The sequence below is a fragment of the Streptomyces triticisoli genome, assembly GCF_003270085.1.
Classification (GTDB): Bacteria; Actinomycetota; Actinomycetes; order Streptomycetales; family Streptomycetaceae; genus Streptomyces; species Streptomyces triticisoli.
This window is the reverse complement of record NZ_QFDQ01000239.1, coordinates 1-16,198: the sequence shown is the minus strand read 5'-3', so window position 1 is coordinate 16,198 and position 16,198 is coordinate 1. Positions and strand designations below refer to the sequence as shown.

12 protein-coding genes and 1 pseudogene are annotated in these 16,198 nt (G+C 71.4%); 1 reads left to right on the top strand and 12 read right to left on the bottom strand.

The genetic code is table 11. The features are described 5' to 3' along the window. The 8 genes from tmk to bldG all read right to left on the bottom strand — a co-directional run. On the bottom strand, positions 1 to 2,522 hold a 2,522-nt coding region (tmk, locus tag DEP02_RS28510), incomplete at its 3' end, for a dTMP kinase (RefSeq protein ID WP_112470553.1). 145 nt (positions 2,523 to 2,667) lie between these two features. Continuing rightward, positions 2,668 to 5,517, bottom strand: a complete 2,850-nt coding sequence (topA, locus tag DEP02_RS28505; protein ID WP_112470552.1) for a type I DNA topoisomerase — start codon at positions 5,515 to 5,517, stop codon at positions 2,668 to 2,670. Positions 5,518 to 5,765: 248 nt separating this feature from the next. Beyond that, positions 5,766 to 5,963 (bottom strand): hypothetical protein, encoded by a 198-nt coding sequence (locus DEP02_RS28500; RefSeq protein WP_112470555.1) that lies wholly within the window; start codon positions 5,961 to 5,963, stop codon positions 5,766 to 5,768. A gap of 207 nt (positions 5,964 to 6,170) precedes the next feature. Beyond that, positions 6,171 to 7,751, bottom strand: a complete 1,581-nt coding sequence (locus tag DEP02_RS28495; protein WP_198668636.1) for a N5-glutamine methyltransferase family protein — start codon at positions 7,749 to 7,751, stop codon at positions 6,171 to 6,173. A gap of 49 nt (positions 7,752 to 7,800) precedes the next feature. Beyond that, positions 7,801 to 8,400, bottom strand: a complete 600-nt coding sequence (locus tag DEP02_RS28490) for a small secreted protein (RefSeq protein WP_198668635.1) — start codon at positions 8,398 to 8,400, stop codon at positions 7,801 to 7,803. 218 nt (positions 8,401 to 8,618) lie between these two features. Continuing rightward, positions 8,619 to 11,024 (bottom strand): sodium-translocating pyrophosphatase, encoded by a 2,406-nt coding sequence (locus DEP02_RS28485; protein ID WP_112470550.1) that lies wholly within the window; start codon positions 11,022 to 11,024, stop codon positions 8,619 to 8,621. A 329-nt stretch (positions 11,025 to 11,353) separates the two neighbouring features. Further along, positions 11,354 to 11,788 (bottom strand): ATP-binding protein, encoded by a 435-nt coding sequence (locus DEP02_RS28480; protein WP_112470549.1) that lies wholly within the window; start codon positions 11,786 to 11,788, stop codon positions 11,354 to 11,356. A gap of 104 nt (positions 11,789 to 11,892) precedes the next feature. Next, on the bottom strand, positions 11,893 to 12,234 hold the full coding sequence (gene bldG / locus DEP02_RS28475; protein WP_073947065.1) for an anti-sigma factor antagonist BldG: 342 nt from the start codon (positions 12,232 to 12,234) through the stop codon (positions 11,893 to 11,895). Positions 12,235 to 12,315: 81 nt separating this feature from the next. Between bldG and DEP02_RS28470 the strand changes: the two genes are divergently transcribed. Beyond that, the gene (locus tag DEP02_RS28470) at positions 12,316 to 14,847 is read left to right on the top strand and encodes a DEAD/DEAH box helicase (protein WP_198668634.1); all 2,532 of its coding nucleotides are present in this window, start codon (positions 12,316 to 12,318) and stop codon (positions 14,845 to 14,847) included. Here the strand turns inward: DEP02_RS28470 and DEP02_RS28465 are convergent. The 4 genes and pseudogenes from DEP02_RS28465 to DEP02_RS28450 form a co-directional block, all read right to left on the bottom strand. Further along, a complete protein-coding gene (locus tag DEP02_RS28465; protein WP_112470547.1) occupies positions 14,844 to 15,299 on the bottom strand; it encodes an Rv3654c family TadE-like protein in 456 nt (151 codons plus the stop codon). The genes DEP02_RS28470 and DEP02_RS28465 overlap by 4 nt on opposite strands. After that, complete coding sequence (locus DEP02_RS28460; protein ID WP_232839310.1) at positions 15,296 to 15,634, bottom strand: TadE family type IV pilus minor pilin; 339 nt, start codon at positions 15,632 to 15,634, stop codon at positions 15,296 to 15,298. Before DEP02_RS28460 ends, DEP02_RS28465 begins: the two co-directional genes overlap by 4 nt. A gap of 79 nt (positions 15,635 to 15,713) precedes the next feature. After that, on the bottom strand, positions 15,714 to 15,914 hold the full coding sequence (locus DEP02_RS28455; RefSeq protein ID WP_112470545.1) for a DUF4244 domain-containing protein: 201 nt from the start codon (positions 15,912 to 15,914) through the stop codon (positions 15,714 to 15,716). A 68-nt stretch (positions 15,915 to 15,982) separates the two neighbouring features. Then, positions 15,983 to 16,198: pseudogene (locus tag DEP02_RS28450) on the bottom strand (type II secretion system F family protein); the annotation flags it as partial.

Here is a 16,198-nt window from a genome sequence, read left to right as displayed (position 1 = left end):
CGTGCCTCGGCCTCGGCGCGCAGCCGGGCCTCCTCCTCGGCCTGCCGGCGCCGCTCCTCCTCCTCGGCCTTGCGGCGCGCCTCGGCCTCCGCCCGTGCCTGCTCCTCCGCGAGCAGCCGGGCCTGATCCTCCTCCGCCTTGCGCCGGGCCTCCTCGGCGCGCCGCCGGGCCTCCTCCGCCTGCCGTTCGGCCTCGCGCCGCTGCGCCTCCTCCAGCTCGCGCCGCTTGCGCTCCTCCTCCTCGGCGCGCAGCCGTGCGAGCTGCTCCTGGCGCTCGCGCTCCAGTCGCTCCTCCTCGGCCTTCCTGCGGGCCTCCTCCTCGGCCTTGCGGCGCGCCTCCTCCTCTGCCTTCTTCCGTGCCTCCTCCTGGGCCTTCAGCTCGGCCTCGGACAGCGGCAGCATCTGGTCGAGCCGGTGCCGGACGACCGTGGTGACGGCTTCGGGCTCCTGCCCGGCGTCCACCACCAGGTACCGGCCGGGGTCGGCGGCGGCCAGCGTCAGGAATCCGGCCCGCACGCGCGCGTGGAACTCGGCGGGCTCCGACTCCAGGCGGTCGGGTGCCTCCGTGAACCGCTCGCGGGCCGCCTCCGGGGAGACGTCCAGCAGGACGGTCAGGTGCGGGACCAGTCCGCTGGTCGCCCAGCGGGAGATCCGCGCGATCTCGGTCGGGGACAGGTCGCGGCCCGCGCCCTGGTAGGCCACCGACGAGTCGACGTAGCGGTCGCTGATCACCACGGCGCCCCGCTCCAGGGCGGGCCGTACGACCGTGTCGACGTGCTCCGCTCGGTCGGCGGCGTACAGCAGCGCCTCCGCGCGGTGGGACAGGCCCTGCGAGGACACGTCGAGCAGGATCGAGCGCAGCCGCTTGCCCACGGGTGTGGCACCCGGCTCGCGGGTGAGGACGACCTCGTGCCCCTTGGACCTGATCCAGTCGGCGAGCGCCTCGGCCTGCGTGGACTTGCCCGCCCCGTCACCGCCCTCCAGGGCGATGAAGAAACCGGAGGCCGCGGGGGCCGTCACCGGGTCGTCGCCACCGCGCAGGGCGTCGACGAGGTCCTGCCGCAGCGGTACGCCGGAACGGTCGTCGACCTTGGCGAGGACCAGCGCGGCCACCGGCAGCAGCAGCGCGCCGACCAGCATCAGGGTGAAGGCGGCGCCGCCGTGCGCGAACACGAACCGGCCGTTCTCCAGGCGGTGCGGGCCGATCACGGCCGCGACCACCGGGGCGAGCACGGCGCCGAGCGCCACGAAGACCCGTACCACCGCGTGCAGGTGTTCGGTCATGCGCGGCCGGCGGTAGTCCTCGGTCTCCTGGTCGAGCAGAGTGTGCCCGGTGTTGGCGGCGACGCCCGCGCTCACCCCGGCCAGGGCGAGGATCAGCAGGACGGTGGTGACGTCGGGGACGAGTCCGGCGGCGAGCAGGGCGATGCCGGTGAGGGCGATCACCAGGGCCAGCAACCGGCGCCGCGACAGCGAGACCAGCGCCCTGGGTGCCGTACGGACGCCGGCGGCGACCCCGCCCGTGAGGGCGAGCACCGCCAGCCCGTACAGCACCGGGCCGCCGTCCAGGTCGATGGCGTGCAGGACGCAGACGGCGACCGCGGCGGCGACCGCCCCGGCGACGGCCGCGCAGGCGAGCACGAGCATCGGAACGGCCCCCGTACGGCCCTTGTCGGCGCCGGTGCCTGTCCTCGGGCGGCGCAGGCCCTCCAGCGGCGAGCGCGGGCGCGGGGTGCGCGTGCCGGGCAGTTCCAGGTAGGTCAGCACGGACAGGGACGCGGCGAACAGTCCGGCCGCGACGTAGGAGCCGAGGGCCGCCTGGTGCTGGTCGAACCAGGCGACGCCGGTGCCCAGGAGGTTGTTGAGCAGGGACGCGACGACCAGGGCGGCGGCCGCCAGCGGGATGGCCAGGAAGGTCGTGCGCAGCGACAGGCGGCGCAGGGCGTCCATGTGGTCGGGCAGCGGGCGTACCGTGGCGCCCTCCGGGGGCGGGGCAGGCAGCAGTGCGGGGGCAGCGCTCTCCCGGCACACCGTCCAGAGGCGCTCGGCGACCCCGGTCACGAAGACGGTGACCAGGAGGTAGGCCAGGGCGTTGTCCGGCGTCCAGTCGATCCACAGCGGGGCGACGATCAGCAGGGCGGCGCGCACGCCGTCCGCGCCGACCATGGTCCAGCGGCGGTCGAGCGGGCCGTCCTGGGAGGTGAGCGAGGTCAGCGGGCCGAGGAGGACCGCGCCGAAGAGCACGGTCGCCAGGATGCGCACGGCGAAGACGGTCGCCACTGCGAAGGCCACGCCCCGGTAGCCCCCGCCGAAGGAGCCGGCGGCGATCGCCGCCTGGAGGGCGAGGACGACCAGGACCAGGAGCGCCAGGACGTCTCCGACACCCCCCACCAGTTGCGCGCTCCACAGTCGCCTCAGTTGAGGCCGGCGCAGCAGGGAGCGGACGGCGCGCTCGCGGGAATCGGCCGCGAGGGTGTCGTCGGGTGCGGTGGTGTGGGCCGTTGGCTGCTCGGCTCGCGTCATGCGTTCAGCCTATCCGGACACACTGACAGCACACGGTGACCGTCCGAACGTGCACACGCCCCGACACCAAAGTGATGCCGGGGCGTGCTTTTCGCAAAGGATCCGTGAAGGGTCCGCCGCGCGATCGGTCCTGCGCCGCCCGCGATCAGCCCTCCGTCGTCTTGGCGGCGGTCGCCCCGGAAGCCGTCGCCTTCTTGGCGGTCGTCTTCTTGGCAGCCGTCTTCGCGGTGGCCGTCTTCTTCGCCGCGGTCTTCTTCGCCGCGGTCTTCTTCGCGGCCGTGGACGCCGTCTTCTTCGCCGTCGTCTTCTTCGCGGCCGACTTCTTCGCGGTCTTCCTGGCCGGTCCCTTCGCGCGCTTCTCGGCGAGCAGCTCGAAGCCGCGCTCCGGGGTGATCGCCTCGACGCTGTCGCCGGAGCGCAGGGTCGCGTTGGTCTCGCCGTCGGTGACGTACGGGCCGAAACGGCCGTCCTTGACCACGACCGGCTTGCCGCTGACCGGGTCCTCGCCGAGCTCCTTCAGCGGCGGCTTGGCGGCCGCGCGACCGCGCTGCTTGGGCTGGGCGTAGATCGCCTGGGCCTCCTCCAGCGTGATCGTGAAGAGCTGGTCCTCGGTCTGCAGCGAGCGCGAGTCCGTGCCCTTCTTCAGGTAGGGGCCGTAGCGGCCGTTCTGCGCGGTGATCTCCTGGCCGTCGGCGTCGGTGCCGACGACGCGCGGCAGCGACATGAGCTTCAGCGCGTCGCCCAGCGTCACCGTGTCCAGGGTCATCGACTTGAACAGCGAGGCCGTGCGCGGCTTGACCGCGTTCTTGCCGGTCTTCGGGGTGCCCTCGGGGAGGACTTCGGTGACGTACGGGCCGTAGCGGCCGTCCTTGGCGACGATCGTGTGGCCGGTGGCCGGGTCGATGCCCAGCTCGAAGTCGCCGCTCGGCTTGGCGAGCAGTTCCTCGGCGAGCTCGACGGTCAGCTCGTCCGGGGCCAGGTCGTCCCGGATGTCGGCACGCTGGTGGGTGTCGGTCTCCTTCTCGCCGCGCTCGATGTACGGCCCGTAGCGTCCGACCCGCAGCACGATGCCGTTGCCCACGGGGAACGACGACACCTCGCGCGCGTCGATGGCGCCCAGGTCGGTCACCAGCTCCTTGAGCCCGCCGAGGTGGTCCCCGTCGCCGTTGCCGGCGTCGGCGGCGGCACCCTCGACAGCACCCTCACCGAAGTAGAACCGCTTCAGCCACGGCACGGCCTGGGCCTCGCCGCGTGCGATGCGGTCGAGGTCGTCCTCCATCTTGGCGGTGAAGCCGTAGTCGACGAGCCGCCCGAAGTGCTTCTCCAGGAGGTTGACCACGGCGAAGGACAGGAAGGACGGCACCAGGGCCGTGCCCTTCTTGAAGACGTAGCCGCGGTCGAGGATCGTGCCGATGATCGACGCGTACGTCGACGGGCGGCCGATCTCGCGCTCTTCGAGCTCCTTGACCAGGCTGGCCTCGGTGTAGCGGGCCGGGGGCTTGGTGGCGTGCCCGTCGGCCGTGATCTCCTCGGCGTTCAGGGCGTCGCCCTCGGTGACCTGGGGCAGGCGGCGCTCGCGGTCGTCGAGCTCGGCGTTCGGGTCGTCGGCGCCCTCGACGTAGGCCTTGAGGAAGCCGTGGAAGGTGATCGTCTTGCCGGACGCGCTGAACTCGACGTCCCGGCCGTCGGCCGCGGTGCCGCCGATCCTGACGGTCACGCTGTTGCCGGTCGCGTCCTTCATCTGGGAGGCGACCGTCCGCTTCCAGATCAGCTCGTAGAGCCTGAACTGGTCACCGGTCAGACCGGTCTCGGCGGGCGTGCGGAAACGATCACCCGAGGGGCGGATCGCCTCGTGCGCCTCCTGGGCGTTCTTGACCTTGCCGGCGTACGTACGCGGCTGCGGCGGCAGATAGTCGGCGCCGTACAGATGCGTGACCTGGGCACGGGCGGCGGCGATCGCCGTGCCGCTCAGGGTGGTGGAGTCCGTACGCATGTACGTGATGTAGCCGTTCTCGTACAGCTTCTGCGCGATCTGCATGGTGGCCTTCGCGCCGAAGCCGAGCTTGCGGCTGGCCTCCTGCTGCAGCGTCGTCGTACGGAACGGGGCGTACGGCGAGCGGCGGTACGGCTTGGACTCGACGGACCGCACGGAGAAGCGGGTGTGCTCCAGAGCGGCGGCCAGCGCGCGGGCGGTGGCCTCGTCGAGGTGGAGGGTGTTCGCGCTCTTCGGCTGCCCCAGGGAGTCGAAGTCGCGGCCCTGTGCGACACGCCGGCCGTCGACGGACTGCAGGCGTGCGACCAGCGACGACGGGTCGCTCGCATCGCCCGCGCGACCGGTCGAGAAGGTGCCGGTCAGGTCCCAGTACTCGGCGGAGCGGAATGCCATGCGCTCGCGTTCCCGCTCGACCACGAGCCGGGTCGCGACCGACTGGACGCGGCCGGCCGACAGACGCGGCATGACCTTCTTCCACAGCACCGGCGAGACCTCGTAGCCGTAGAGACGGTCGAGGATGCGGCGGGTCTCCTGGGCGTCGACCAGCCGCTGGTTGAGCTGGCGCGGGTTGGCGACGGCCTCGCGGATGGCGTCCTTGGTGATCTCGTGGAAGACCATCCGCCTGACCGGGATCTTCGGCTTGAGCACTTCCTGCAGATGCCAGGCGATGGCCTCGCCCTCGCGGTCCTCATCGGTGGCGAGGAAGAGCTCGTCGGATTCCTTCAGCAGGTCCTTGAGCTTCTTGACCTGGGCCTTCTTGTCCGCGTTGATGACATAGATCGGCTGGAAGTCATGTTCTACATCCACACCGAGGCGGCGCACCTCGCCGGTGTATTTCTCAGGAACCTCCGCGGCGCCGCTGGGAAGGTCACGGATGTGCCCGACGCTCGCTTCGACGACGTAGCCGGGGCCGAGGTAGCCCTTGATCGTCTTCGCCTTGGCAGGCGACTCGACGATGACGAGTCGGCGGCCGCCCTGTGCGGTCTCGCTGGTCGGGGACAACTTCGCTCTTCTCTCCGGTCGACGCTGGGGGCTCCCCGGGCCTTGAATTCCCGGGGGTCGGATCGTGGTGACGCTGCGGAGTGTGACGGTACATCCCGCCCCCGTGTCAAACGGGAAAAGCCCGCAACGGCCACTCGAACGGTAACCCGACTTCTGCCCTTCCTGCCGCCCGGAGTGTTCACCAGCCCTTTCGGGATCATGCGGAGGGTGACCCATCAGTTACGGAAAACGCGGTGGTGCGGCGGTTCTCACACGCGGGTGAAACACCACATGCCGAGGGACAGTGCGGTGAGGGCGAGCAGGCTCGCGACGGTCGCCGACGTGGCCCGGCCGACGCCGAGGGCGACGGGTTCCCGGTGCCGCACCCGCACCGCCGTCCACCCCAGCAATGCCGCCCCGAACAGGGCGAACACCGTTCCCGCGAAGATCGTCGGCCCGCTCTCCACGTACGTCCCCTCCCGTCCCCGGATGCCCCGGTACGGGAGGCTGGCACCCATGGGCGACGGCCGGGTCAACCTCCGGTGAACGCCGGGCGGACGGGCGCCCGCGCGTTCCGTCCGCCGCCGCCCGCGCCACGCGCCGCATGACCGGAAGTGACCGAAGAAAAGAGAAGAAGAAAGAAAGTGACAGGGGCGAAAACCGGTCGGCCGGTGTCAGCCCGCCGGCTCGATGAAGCCCTGTTCCACCAGCAGCCGGATCTGGGCGGGCGTGCGGTCGCGGAGCACGACCGGGTCCTCGCCCATCAGCTGGGCGATGGCGTCCAGGATCCGGCCGGCGCTCAGTGTGCCGTCGCAGACGCCGGCGAAGCCCGCGCCGACCGTGTCCACGGTGGTGGCGCGGCGCATCCCGCGGTTCTGGCGCAGCACGACGTGCTCGGGGTCCTCGGCGCCGGGCAGGCCGACCTGCTCCTGGACGACCTCGCGGACCAGCCGGAAGTGGTCGTCGAGCAGGGCCGCGTCGTCGTGGTCCCGCAGGTAGTCGAGGCGGGCGAAGTACGCCCGTACGGTCTCGCCGAGCGGCTGCTCCACCGGGTGCGGCCACTCCTCCACGGTGATGGAGGGCACCGCGGAGGACGTCCGGCGCAGCGTGATCCAGCCGAAGCCCACGGCCCTGACCTTGCGCGCCTCGAACTCCTCCAGCCAGGCGTCGTACCGCTCCTGGTACTGAACCGGGTCGGCGCGGTGGTCCCCGGCGTCCCTGAGCCACAGCTCGGCGTACTGCGTGACGTCCTGCACCTCGCGCTGCACGATCCACGCGTCGCACCCGCGGGGCACCCATGACCTGAGCCTGTCCTGCCAGTCCTCCCCCTCCACGTGCTGCCAGTTGGCGAGGAACTGTGCGAACCCGCCCTCGTTCAGCCGCTCCCCCGCCTGCTGGACGAGCGTGCGGCACAGATCGTCCCCGCCCATCCCGCCGTCGCGGTACGTCAGCCGGGCGCCGGGAGAGATCACGAAGGGCGGGTTGGAGACGATCAGGTCGAACGTCTCGCCGTCGCGGACCGGCTCGAACAGCGAGCCCTGGCGCAGATCGGCGGCCGGGGCGCCCGACAGCGCCAGCGTCAGGGCGGTGATGTGCAGCGCGCGCGGGTTGACGTCGGTCGCGGTCACGCGCGTGGCGTGCCGGCCGGCGTGCAGCGCCTGGATGCCGGAACCGGTGCCGAGGTCGAGCGCGGAGCCGGCGGGCGTACGGACCGTGATGCCGGCCAGGGTCGTGGACGCGCCGCCGACACCGAGGACGACACCCTCCCGACGGCTGCCGATACCTCCCGCCCGTCGCCCGCCACCACCCCTCCAACGAGCGCTGGCGCGCACACCTCCTGATCCACCGACCGCACAACCCAGGTCGGACACGATGAACCAGTCCTCGCCGTCGGGCCCGCCGTACGGCCGTACGTCCACGGTCGCGGCGAGCTCGTCCTCGCCGGCGCGCGCCAGCCAGCCGGTCTCCAGGCAGTCCTCGACGGGCAGGACGTCCGCCACGCGCGCGTGCGGCACGGGCTGCTGCAGCAGGAACAGCCGGACCAGCAGCTCCAGTGGCGTGTCGCCACGCGTGGCCCGTAGCGCGGGGACGGTCTCGCCGCGTGCCAGGGCCGCGTACGCGGGCGCGCCGAGCAGCTCGAGCAGTCCGTCGGCGGTGAAGGAGGCGCCGAGCAGGGCGTCCCGGAGCCGGGCGGCGACGTCCGGGCGGTCGGCGGCGGGCAGGTCGGGCACGGTGGGCAGGCTGGAGTCACTCACGACCCCATTCTGTCGGCTCCCACCGGCACCGCACGCGCGCGTGCGTGCGTCAGCCGTTCGCGGTCGAGGGCGCGGCGGACTCGGAGGTGGAGGTGGAGGTGGACTTGCAGCTCGGCTGCCGGGCCATCGCCTTGCCCACGTCGCCCTCCTCCAGGTTCTTCAGGGCGTCGCTGCCGGTCCTGCTCAGCTTGTCCAGCTGGGTGGCGATGTCCTTCAGGCCGTCCGCGAACTTGGCCTGGTCCTTGGTGTCGAGCTTGTCGACCTGCTGCTTGAGGGAGGCGTAGGAGGCGCCGAGGCTGTGGAGCTCCTTGACCGCGTCCCGCAGCTTCTTCTGGCCGTTGTCGACCTGGGGAGCGCCCGCCTTGTTCACGGCGTCGCCGATCGCCTTGTAGGCGTCGGACATGTCCTGGAAGGCCTGTGCGTCGGTCTTCTGGACCTGGGCCGGCTCGCTGTTGTCCGAGGTCTCCTTCTGGATGGCGGCATTGGCGGCCTCGATCTTCTTCGCCTGCGGCTGCACCGCGTCGCACACCTGCTTGGCCCAGGCGTTCAGCGCGTCGTTCTTGCTGTCGTCGCTGCCGCTGGTGCAGCCCGTCAGTGCCAGTACCAGTACCGCACCGCCGGACAGTGCGGCCGCGAGCTTCTTGTTCACCGGGTTGGTCCCTTCCGTGGCTCTCGGCCCCGGAACATACACGCCATGCCGATGGCGCCCCCTGCCCGGACGCCCGTTATGAGATGTCTTGTAGCCGTTTGCACCAGCGAGAGAAGGCTCACGAGGGGGCACGTCCGCACACACGACGGGCGGGCGACGCGCCGTACGCGCCACCCGCCCGTCTCTTGAGCTGGGCCTGAAGTTGAAGTTGAGACCGCCTACGAGACCACCGCAGGATCGGCCGTTTTGGGCACTTCTTCGGCGCTGTCCTCGTCACCCACGGCGATTCCGCGCCGCTTGGAGATGTAGACCGCGCCGACGATGACGACCAACGCCAGGACCGCGATCGCGACCCGTACACCGAGACTCTTGTCGCTGCCGTAGGAGAACTTGATCACCGCGGGCGCGATGAGCAGCGACACCAGGTTCATCACCTTCAGCAGCGGGTTGATCGCGGGACCGGCGGTGTCCTTGAAGGGGTCGCCGACCGTGTCTCCGATCACCGTGGCGGCATGGGCCTCGCTGCCCTTGCCGCCGTGGTGGCCGTCCTCCACCAGCTTCTTGGCGTTGTCCCAGGCGCCACCGGAGTTGGCGAGGAACACCGCCATCAGCGTGCCCGCGCCGATCGCGCCCGCGAGGTAGGAGCCGAGCGCGCCGACACCGAGCGTGAACCCGATGAAGATGGGCGCCATGACGGCGAGCAGTCCGGGGGTGGCGAGCTCGCGCAGGGCGTCCTTGGTGCAGATGTCGACGACCTTGCCGTACTCCGGCTTCTCGCTGTAGTCCATGATCCCGGGCTTCTCACGGAACTGCCGTCGCACCTCGTACACCACCGAGCCCGCCGACCGCGACACCGCGTTGATCGCCAGCCCCGAGAAGAGGAAGACGACCGCCGCACCGGCGATGAGGCCGACCAGGTTGTTGGGTTGCGAGATGTCCATGGTCAGGCTCATCGGCGCACCCGCACCGGAGACTCTCTCCCCGACGTCGCGCGCGCCGGTGATGATCGCGTCGCGGTAGGACCCGAAGAGCGCCGACGCCGCCAGGACGGCGGTGGCGATGGCGATGCCCTTGGTGATGGCCTTGGTGGTGTTGCCGACCGCGTCCAGGTTGGTGAGCACCTGCGCGCCCTCGCCCTCGACGTCGCCGGACATCTCGGCGATGCCCTGGGCGTTGTCGGAGACCGGGCCGAAGGTGTCCATGGCGACGATCACGCCGACCGTGGTGAGCAGGCCGGTGCCGGCCAGCGCCACCGCGAACAGCGCCAGCATGATCGACGTACCGCCGAGCAGGAACGCCCCGTAGACGCTGAGGCCGATCAGCAGGGCGGTGTAGACGGCCGACTCCAGGCCGACGGAGACGCCGGCGAGGACCACGGTGGCCGGACCGGTCAGCGAGCTCTTGCCGATGTCCTTGACCGGACGCCGGTTGGTCTCGGTGAAGTAGCCGGTCAGCTGCTGGATCACGGCGGCCAGCAGGATGCCGATGGCCACCGCGACCAGGGCGAGGATGCGCGGATCACCGCTCTTGCCCGTGATCGCCGCGTCGGTGACGCCGGTCAGGTCGGCGTACGACGACGGCAGAAAGGTGAAGACGGCGACCGCGACGAGGGCCAGCGAGATCACCGCGGAGATGAAGAAGCCGCGGTTGATCGCGGTCATGCCGCTGCGGTCGGCGCGGCGCGGCGCCACCGCGAAGATGCCGATCATGGCGGTGATCACACCGATGGCCGGCACCAGCAGCGGGAAGGCGAGCCCGTCGTTGCCGAAGGCCGCCATGCCGAGGATGAGCGCGGCCACGAGCGTGACGGCGTACGACTCGAAGAGGTCGGCCGCCATGCCCGCGCAGTCACCGACGTTGTCGCCCACGTTGTCGGCGATGGTCGCGGCATTGCGCGGATCGTCCTCCGGAATGCCCTGCTCGACCTTGCCGACCAGGTCGGCGCCGACGTCGGCGGCCTTGGTGAAGATGCCGCCGCCGACCCGCATGAACATCGCGATGAGCGCCGCGCCGAGGCCGAAGCCCTCGAGTACCTTCGGCGCGTTCGCCGCGTACACGAGCACCACACAGGAGGCGCCCAGCAGGCCGAGCCCCACCGTGAACATGCCGACGACGCCGCCCGTACGGAAAGCGATCTTCATGGCTCTGTGCGAGACAGCGGTGAGATCCTTTTGCGGCTCACCTTCCGCGGGAGTCGCTTCCCGGGCCGCCGCGGCGACGCGCACGTTGCTGCGCACGGCGAGCCACATGCCGATATAGCCGGTGGCCGCCGAGAACGCCGCACCGATCAGGAAGAACACCGATCGTCCGGCACGCTGATTCCAGTCGTCCGCGGGCAACAGCAGGAGCAGGAAGAACACGACCACGGCGAATACGCCGAGCGTGCGCATCTGACGGCCCAGATAGGCCTTCGCTCCTTCCTGGACCGCTTCCGCGATCTTCTTCATGCTGTCGGTGCCCTCGCCCGCCGCGAGTACCTGGCGTACCAGGACGCCTGCGACCACGAGCGCGGCCAGCGCGACGGCCGCGATGACCGCCACGATGATCCGGTTGTCGTTGGTCAGGACCGCGGCTGCGAAGGTTGTGGGGTGGCCCAACTGATGAGGGGTAGAAAGCCCCGCCATTCGTCCTCCTTGACGCTTGGGCTGAGCTCAAGATGTGGACGGATTGTAGGTAGCGGAACCTGATCAAAACAGAGCGCGGCCAATCGAATCGACCTTCACCTGCTCTTCAGCAAATGATCGACGTCACGCCACGGAACCCGAAAGAGGTAATGGTTCAAAACCATTGACACTCGATCAATGCTTGATCAAATGATCTACTGACTGATCGTGAATTACTTCACGAATTCAATGTACCTGGTGGACACAGTCGGCGAAAACGCAAAGGGCCCTGCCGAGCAGGGCCCTCGTGTGGTGCGCCGAATGGGTGGCCGAGTGGGTGGTGGCACGCGTCAGGGAAGCGCGGCGGTCGGCGGCGGCATGGTCGGCCAGGTCATCTTGATCAGCCCGCCGTGCTCCCCGGCCGAGACCTCCACGTCGTCGACAAGGCCGCTGATGACCGCGAGGCCCATTTCGTCCTCCTCGGCCTCCGCCTCGTCCACGGCGCCCGGGGCGTCCCCGGGGTGGTACGGCGCGTGCCGGGCCTCGTCGCCGACCTCGATGGAGAACTGTTTCCCCTCCTCGGTCAGCAGCACCTTCACCGGTGCCGGGACCCCGCCGCTGCGATGCAGTCCGACGGCGCGCGAACAGGCCTCGCCCACGGCGAGCCTGACCTCGTCGAGGACGGCCTCGTCCACTCCGGCCCTGCGCGCCACCGCGGCCGCCACCAGCCGGGCGGTCCTGACGTGCTCGGGCAGCGCGCTGAAGCGGAGTTCGACGGTGGCCATGCATCCCCCTCGAAGCTACGGGCGTGCTGTCGTGGGACCGGGCCACCGAAGGCCCGGTCCCCCGCTTGGACTCTTCCGCCCCGGACACCGGCCGGGGCCGGCGGTCAGTCGGTGGCCGCCACCGCTTCGTCGACCGTGGTGTGGATCGGGAACACCTTGGTCAGACCGGTGATGCGGAAGATCTTGAGAATGCGCTCCTGGTTGCACACCAGGCGCAGCGAGCCCTCATGGGCACGCACTCGCTTCAGCCCGCCGACCAGTACGCCGAGACCGGTGGAGTCGAGGAAGTCCACGCCCTCCATGTCGACGACGAGGTGGAAATTCCCGTCGTTCACCAGCTCGACCAGCTGCTCGCGCAGCTTGGGCGCGGTATATACGTCGATTTCGCCACCGACCTCGACGACCGTACGATCGCCGACGGTACGGGTCGACAGGGACAGGTCCACGGATCCTCCAGCACCTTGCTATCGAGCGGTCGCCCCTCGGGCACCTCGGCTTGAAGCCCCCGGGACGGTTCGCCAGCCGCGATGGCATTCAATCACTTACCGGCAGGCGTGCACGACGCCTTGGTCCCATTGTCCTGCACGCCGGTGACACACTCGGTGCCGATGGCCAAGAATCACCGATCCGATCGAACCCCGGCGGACCCCGCAACCCGCCTGACGCCAGGCGCGGTTCTGGACCGGCTCGCCTCGGGGCCGAGCCGGGCTGCACGCATCACTCATACGGAGCACTTGCCCCCGCGCGAGGGTCGCCATGCCGTCTGGCCCGACCGGATTCGATCGGAGGTCGTCGCGGCCGTCCAGGCCTGCGGAATCGAACACCCCTGGGCCCACCAGGCACGTGCCGCCGAGCACGCCCTCGACGGCGACTCGGTGGTCGTCGCCACGGGCACGGCGTCCGGAAAGTCGCTGGCGTACCTCGTCCCGGTGCTGTCGGCGCTGCTGAACGGCTCCGAGGCGCCCGCCCAAAGGACACAGCAGCGCGAAGCGCTTCCACGGGGTGGTGGCGGGCGACGGGCGGGCGGGCGTGGCGCCACCGCCCTCTACCTGGCCCCCACCAAGGCCCTGGCGGCCGACCAGTGCCGCGCGGTGAAGGAACTCGCGCGCCCCCTGGGCAAGGCCGTACGCCCCGCGGTGTACGACGGCGACACACCGCCCGAGGAACGCGAGTGGATCCGCCAGTACGGCAACTACGTCCTGACCAACCCCGACATGCTGCACCGCGGGATCCTGCCCGCGCACCCGCGCTGGTCCTCCTTCCTGCGCGCCCTGAAGTACGTCGTCGTCGACGAGTGCCACACCTACCGGGGCGTCTTCGGCTCGCACGTCGCCCAGGTGCTGCGCCGCCTGCGCCGGCTGTGCGCGCGCTACGGCTCCTCGCCGGTCTTCCTGCTGGCCTCGGCGACCGCCGCCGAACCCTCGGTGGCCGCCCGCCGCCTCACCGGTCTGCCCGTGGTCGAGGTGGCCGACGACGCCTCGCCCCGCGGTGAACTGGTGTTCGCCCTCTGGGAGCCCCCGCTCACCGAACTCCAGGGTGAGAGGGGCGCGCCCGTCCGGCGTACCGCCACCGCCGAGACCGCCGACCTGCTGACCGACCTCGCCCTGCAGGGCGTGCGCTCCGTCGCCTTCGTACGCTCCCGGCGCGGCGCCGAGCTGATCTCCGTGATCGCCCAGGAGCGGCTGGCCGAGACCGACCGGCCGCTGGCCCGGCGTGTCGCGGCCTACCGGGGCGGCTACCTCCCCGAGGAGCGCCGCGCCCTGGAACGCGCCCTGCACTCCGGCGAGCTGCTGGGCCTGGCCGCCACGACCGCCCTGGAACTGGGCGTGGACGTCTCGGGTCTGGACGCCGTACTGATCGCCGGCTACCCGGGCACCCGCGCGTCCCTGTGGCAGCAGGCGGGCCGCGCGGGCCGCTCCGGCCAGGGCGCCCTCGCGGTCCTGATCGCCCGCGACGACCCGCTGGACACCTTCCTCGTCCACCATCCGGAGGCCCTGTTCGACCAGCCGGTCGAATCGACGGTCCTCGACCCCGACAACCCCTACGTCCTCGCCCCGCACCTGTGCGCGGCCGCCGCCGAGCTGCCGCTCACCGAGGAGGACATCGAACTGTTCGGACCCGCCTGCCCGGAGCTGCTGCCACAGCTGGAGGCCGCGAAGCTGCTGCGCCGGCGGACGAAGGCCTGGCACTGGACCCGCCGGGAGCGGGCCGCGGACCTCACCGACATCCGCGGCGAGGGCGGGCGGCCGGTGCAGATCGTCGAGGCCGGCACCGGGCGGCTGCTCGGCACGGTCGACGCGGGCGCCGCGCACACGAGCGTGCACGAGGGCGCGGTCCACCTGCACCAGGGCCGTACGTACCTGGTGCGCTCCCTCGACCTGGACGACTCGGTCGCCCTGGTCGAGGAGGCGAGCCCGCCGTACACGACGGTCGCCCGCGACACGACGGCGATCTCCGTCCTGGAGACGGACACCGAGGTCCCCTGGGGCGACGGCCGCCTGTGCTACGGCTCCGTCGAGGTCACCAACCAGGTGGTCTCCTTCCTGCGCCGGCGTCTGCTCACCGGTGAAGTGCTGGGCGAGACGAAACTCGACCTCCCTCCTCGTACGCTGCGCACCCGCGCGGTGTGGTGGACGGTCACCGAGGACCAGCTCGACGAGGCCCGGATCCACCCGGAGAGCCTCGGCGGCGCCCTGCACGCCGCCGAGCACGCCTCGATCGGCATGCTGCCCCTGTTCGCGACCTGCGACCGGTGGGACATCGGCGGTGTCTCCATCCCGCTGCACCCCGACACACTGCTGCCCACGGTGTTCGTCTACGACGGCCACCCCGGCGGCGCGGGCTTCGCCGAGCGCGCCTTCCACACCGCCCGCGCCTGGCTCGCCGCCACCCGCGAGGCCATCGCCTCCTGCGAGTGCGACTCCGGCTGCCCCTCCTGCATCCAGTCCCCCAAGTGCGGCAACGGCAACGACCCACTGCACAAGCGGGGGGCCGTACGACTGCTCACCGTGCTGCTGGAGGGGGCGCCGGAGGAGAAGAAGAGCCAGAGCCAGGCCTAGCCCGCGGGGGTGACAGGTGCCGTGGCCGGGCCCGGTCCGCTCCCCGGTCCTGCCGTGGGTTCCGCCGACGCCACAGGCGCCGCCGGGGCCGCTGTGTCGTCCGGTGGGACCGCCGGCCCCGCCCTCGCTCTCACCTCCGCCGTGAAGGGCCCTCGTTCCGACACCGCCGTGACGTCCGAGGTGTCGCCGACGATGGCGCACCGGACGAGCCAGGTGCCCTGCGCGCGGGCCACCCGGTCCGCCCGTGCGCAGGCCGCGGCGGTACCCTCGGCCCAGTGGCCCGCCGCCGCAAGCGCCGCGAGGTCGGCGCCCCCGGCCGCGCGGTGCCGGTCGACCACCGCCTGCCCGAGGGCGAGGCCGATGCCGAACACCACGCAGAGCAGGACGATCGCCCCGACGCCCCACACACTGGCGGAGCCACGGTCCGAGAAGTCCGGGAAACGGCATCTCATGTCCTCGCTCCTCCCGGCGTCCGCGTCCCCACCGTCCGCACCATGTCCTCCGCCTCCGCAACGGCCTCCTCCCTCAACCGGAAGGGCAGCACGCCCATCCCCGGCGGGTCGGCCACGACAACCACGTGCACGTGGTCTCCCCGGCGGGTCACCGTGACCTCCGCACCGCGCGGTGCCGCGTCACGGGCCACCCGGGTGACCGCGCCCTCCGGGTCCTGCCGGGCGGCCGCCCGGGCACCGGCCCGTGCCGCGTCCACGCACTGGATCTGCGCGAGCACCACCAACAGCCCCCACACCAGCGCCGTCACCACCAGCACCAGCACGGGCAGGACCATGGCGGCCTCCGCCGTCACGAACCCCGCGTCGGCGCCCTGCCGCTCGCCCTTCCGCTCATCCTGCCGCCCACCCAGGCGTTCACATCCGCGCACTGAGCGCCCGCTTCACGATGTTCTGCAGTTCGGCCTTGACCTGCCCGCTCGTCACCACCTCGTACAGCAGCACGGCGAACGCCACCGCCGCGATGATCCCCATCGCGTACTCGGACGTGACCATCCCCGCGTCCCCGCGCATCCGGCGTACCAGGGCACACAGCCGTGCCCGCACCTTCCCGTACATCTGGACCCCCGTAAGGTCTCGGTCTGTTGTTCCCACACTGCGCCCGCTTCCGTCCCAGGTCCTCTCCCTCAGCCACCACCCCCGTTCAGCGCCCCACCCGCGAGGCCGATCAGCACCGGCAGCACGCCGACCGCGACGAAGGCGGGCAGGAAGCACAGCCCCACCGGTGCGGTGACCAGAACAGCCGCCCGGCGCGCTGTGGCCGTCGCGGTGCGGGCCCGGTCGGCGCGGACGTCGGCCGCGAGCCGCGCGACCGGTCCGGCGGCGGGCAGCCCCGACTCGTC

What these genes read in the sequence shown, in the direction of transcription:
- DEP02_RS28455 (WP_112470545.1), bottom strand. Translation starts at nt 15,914, where the DNA reads ATGTACGGGAAGGTGCGGGCACGGCTGTGTGCCCTGGTACGCCGGATG.
- DEP02_RS28470 (WP_198668634.1), top strand. Translation starts at nt 12,316, where the DNA reads ATGGCATTCAATCACTTACCGGCAGGCGTGCACGACGCCTTGGTCCCA.
- DEP02_RS28465 (WP_112470547.1), bottom strand. Translation starts at nt 15,299, where the DNA reads ATGAGATGCCGTTTCCCGGACTTCTCGGACCGTGGCTCCGCCAGTGTG.
- DEP02_RS28460 (WP_232839310.1), bottom strand. Translation starts at nt 15,634, where the DNA reads ATGGTCCTGCCCGTGCTGGTGCTGGTGGTGACGGCGCTGGTGTGGGGG.
- DEP02_RS28485 (WP_112470550.1), bottom strand. Translation starts at nt 11,024, where the DNA reads ATGGCGGGGCTTTCTACCCCTCATCAGTTGGGCCACCCCACAACCTTC.
- DEP02_RS28480 (WP_112470549.1), bottom strand. Translation starts at nt 11,788, where the DNA reads ATGGCCACCGTCGAACTCCGCTTCAGCGCGCTGCCCGAGCACGTCAGG.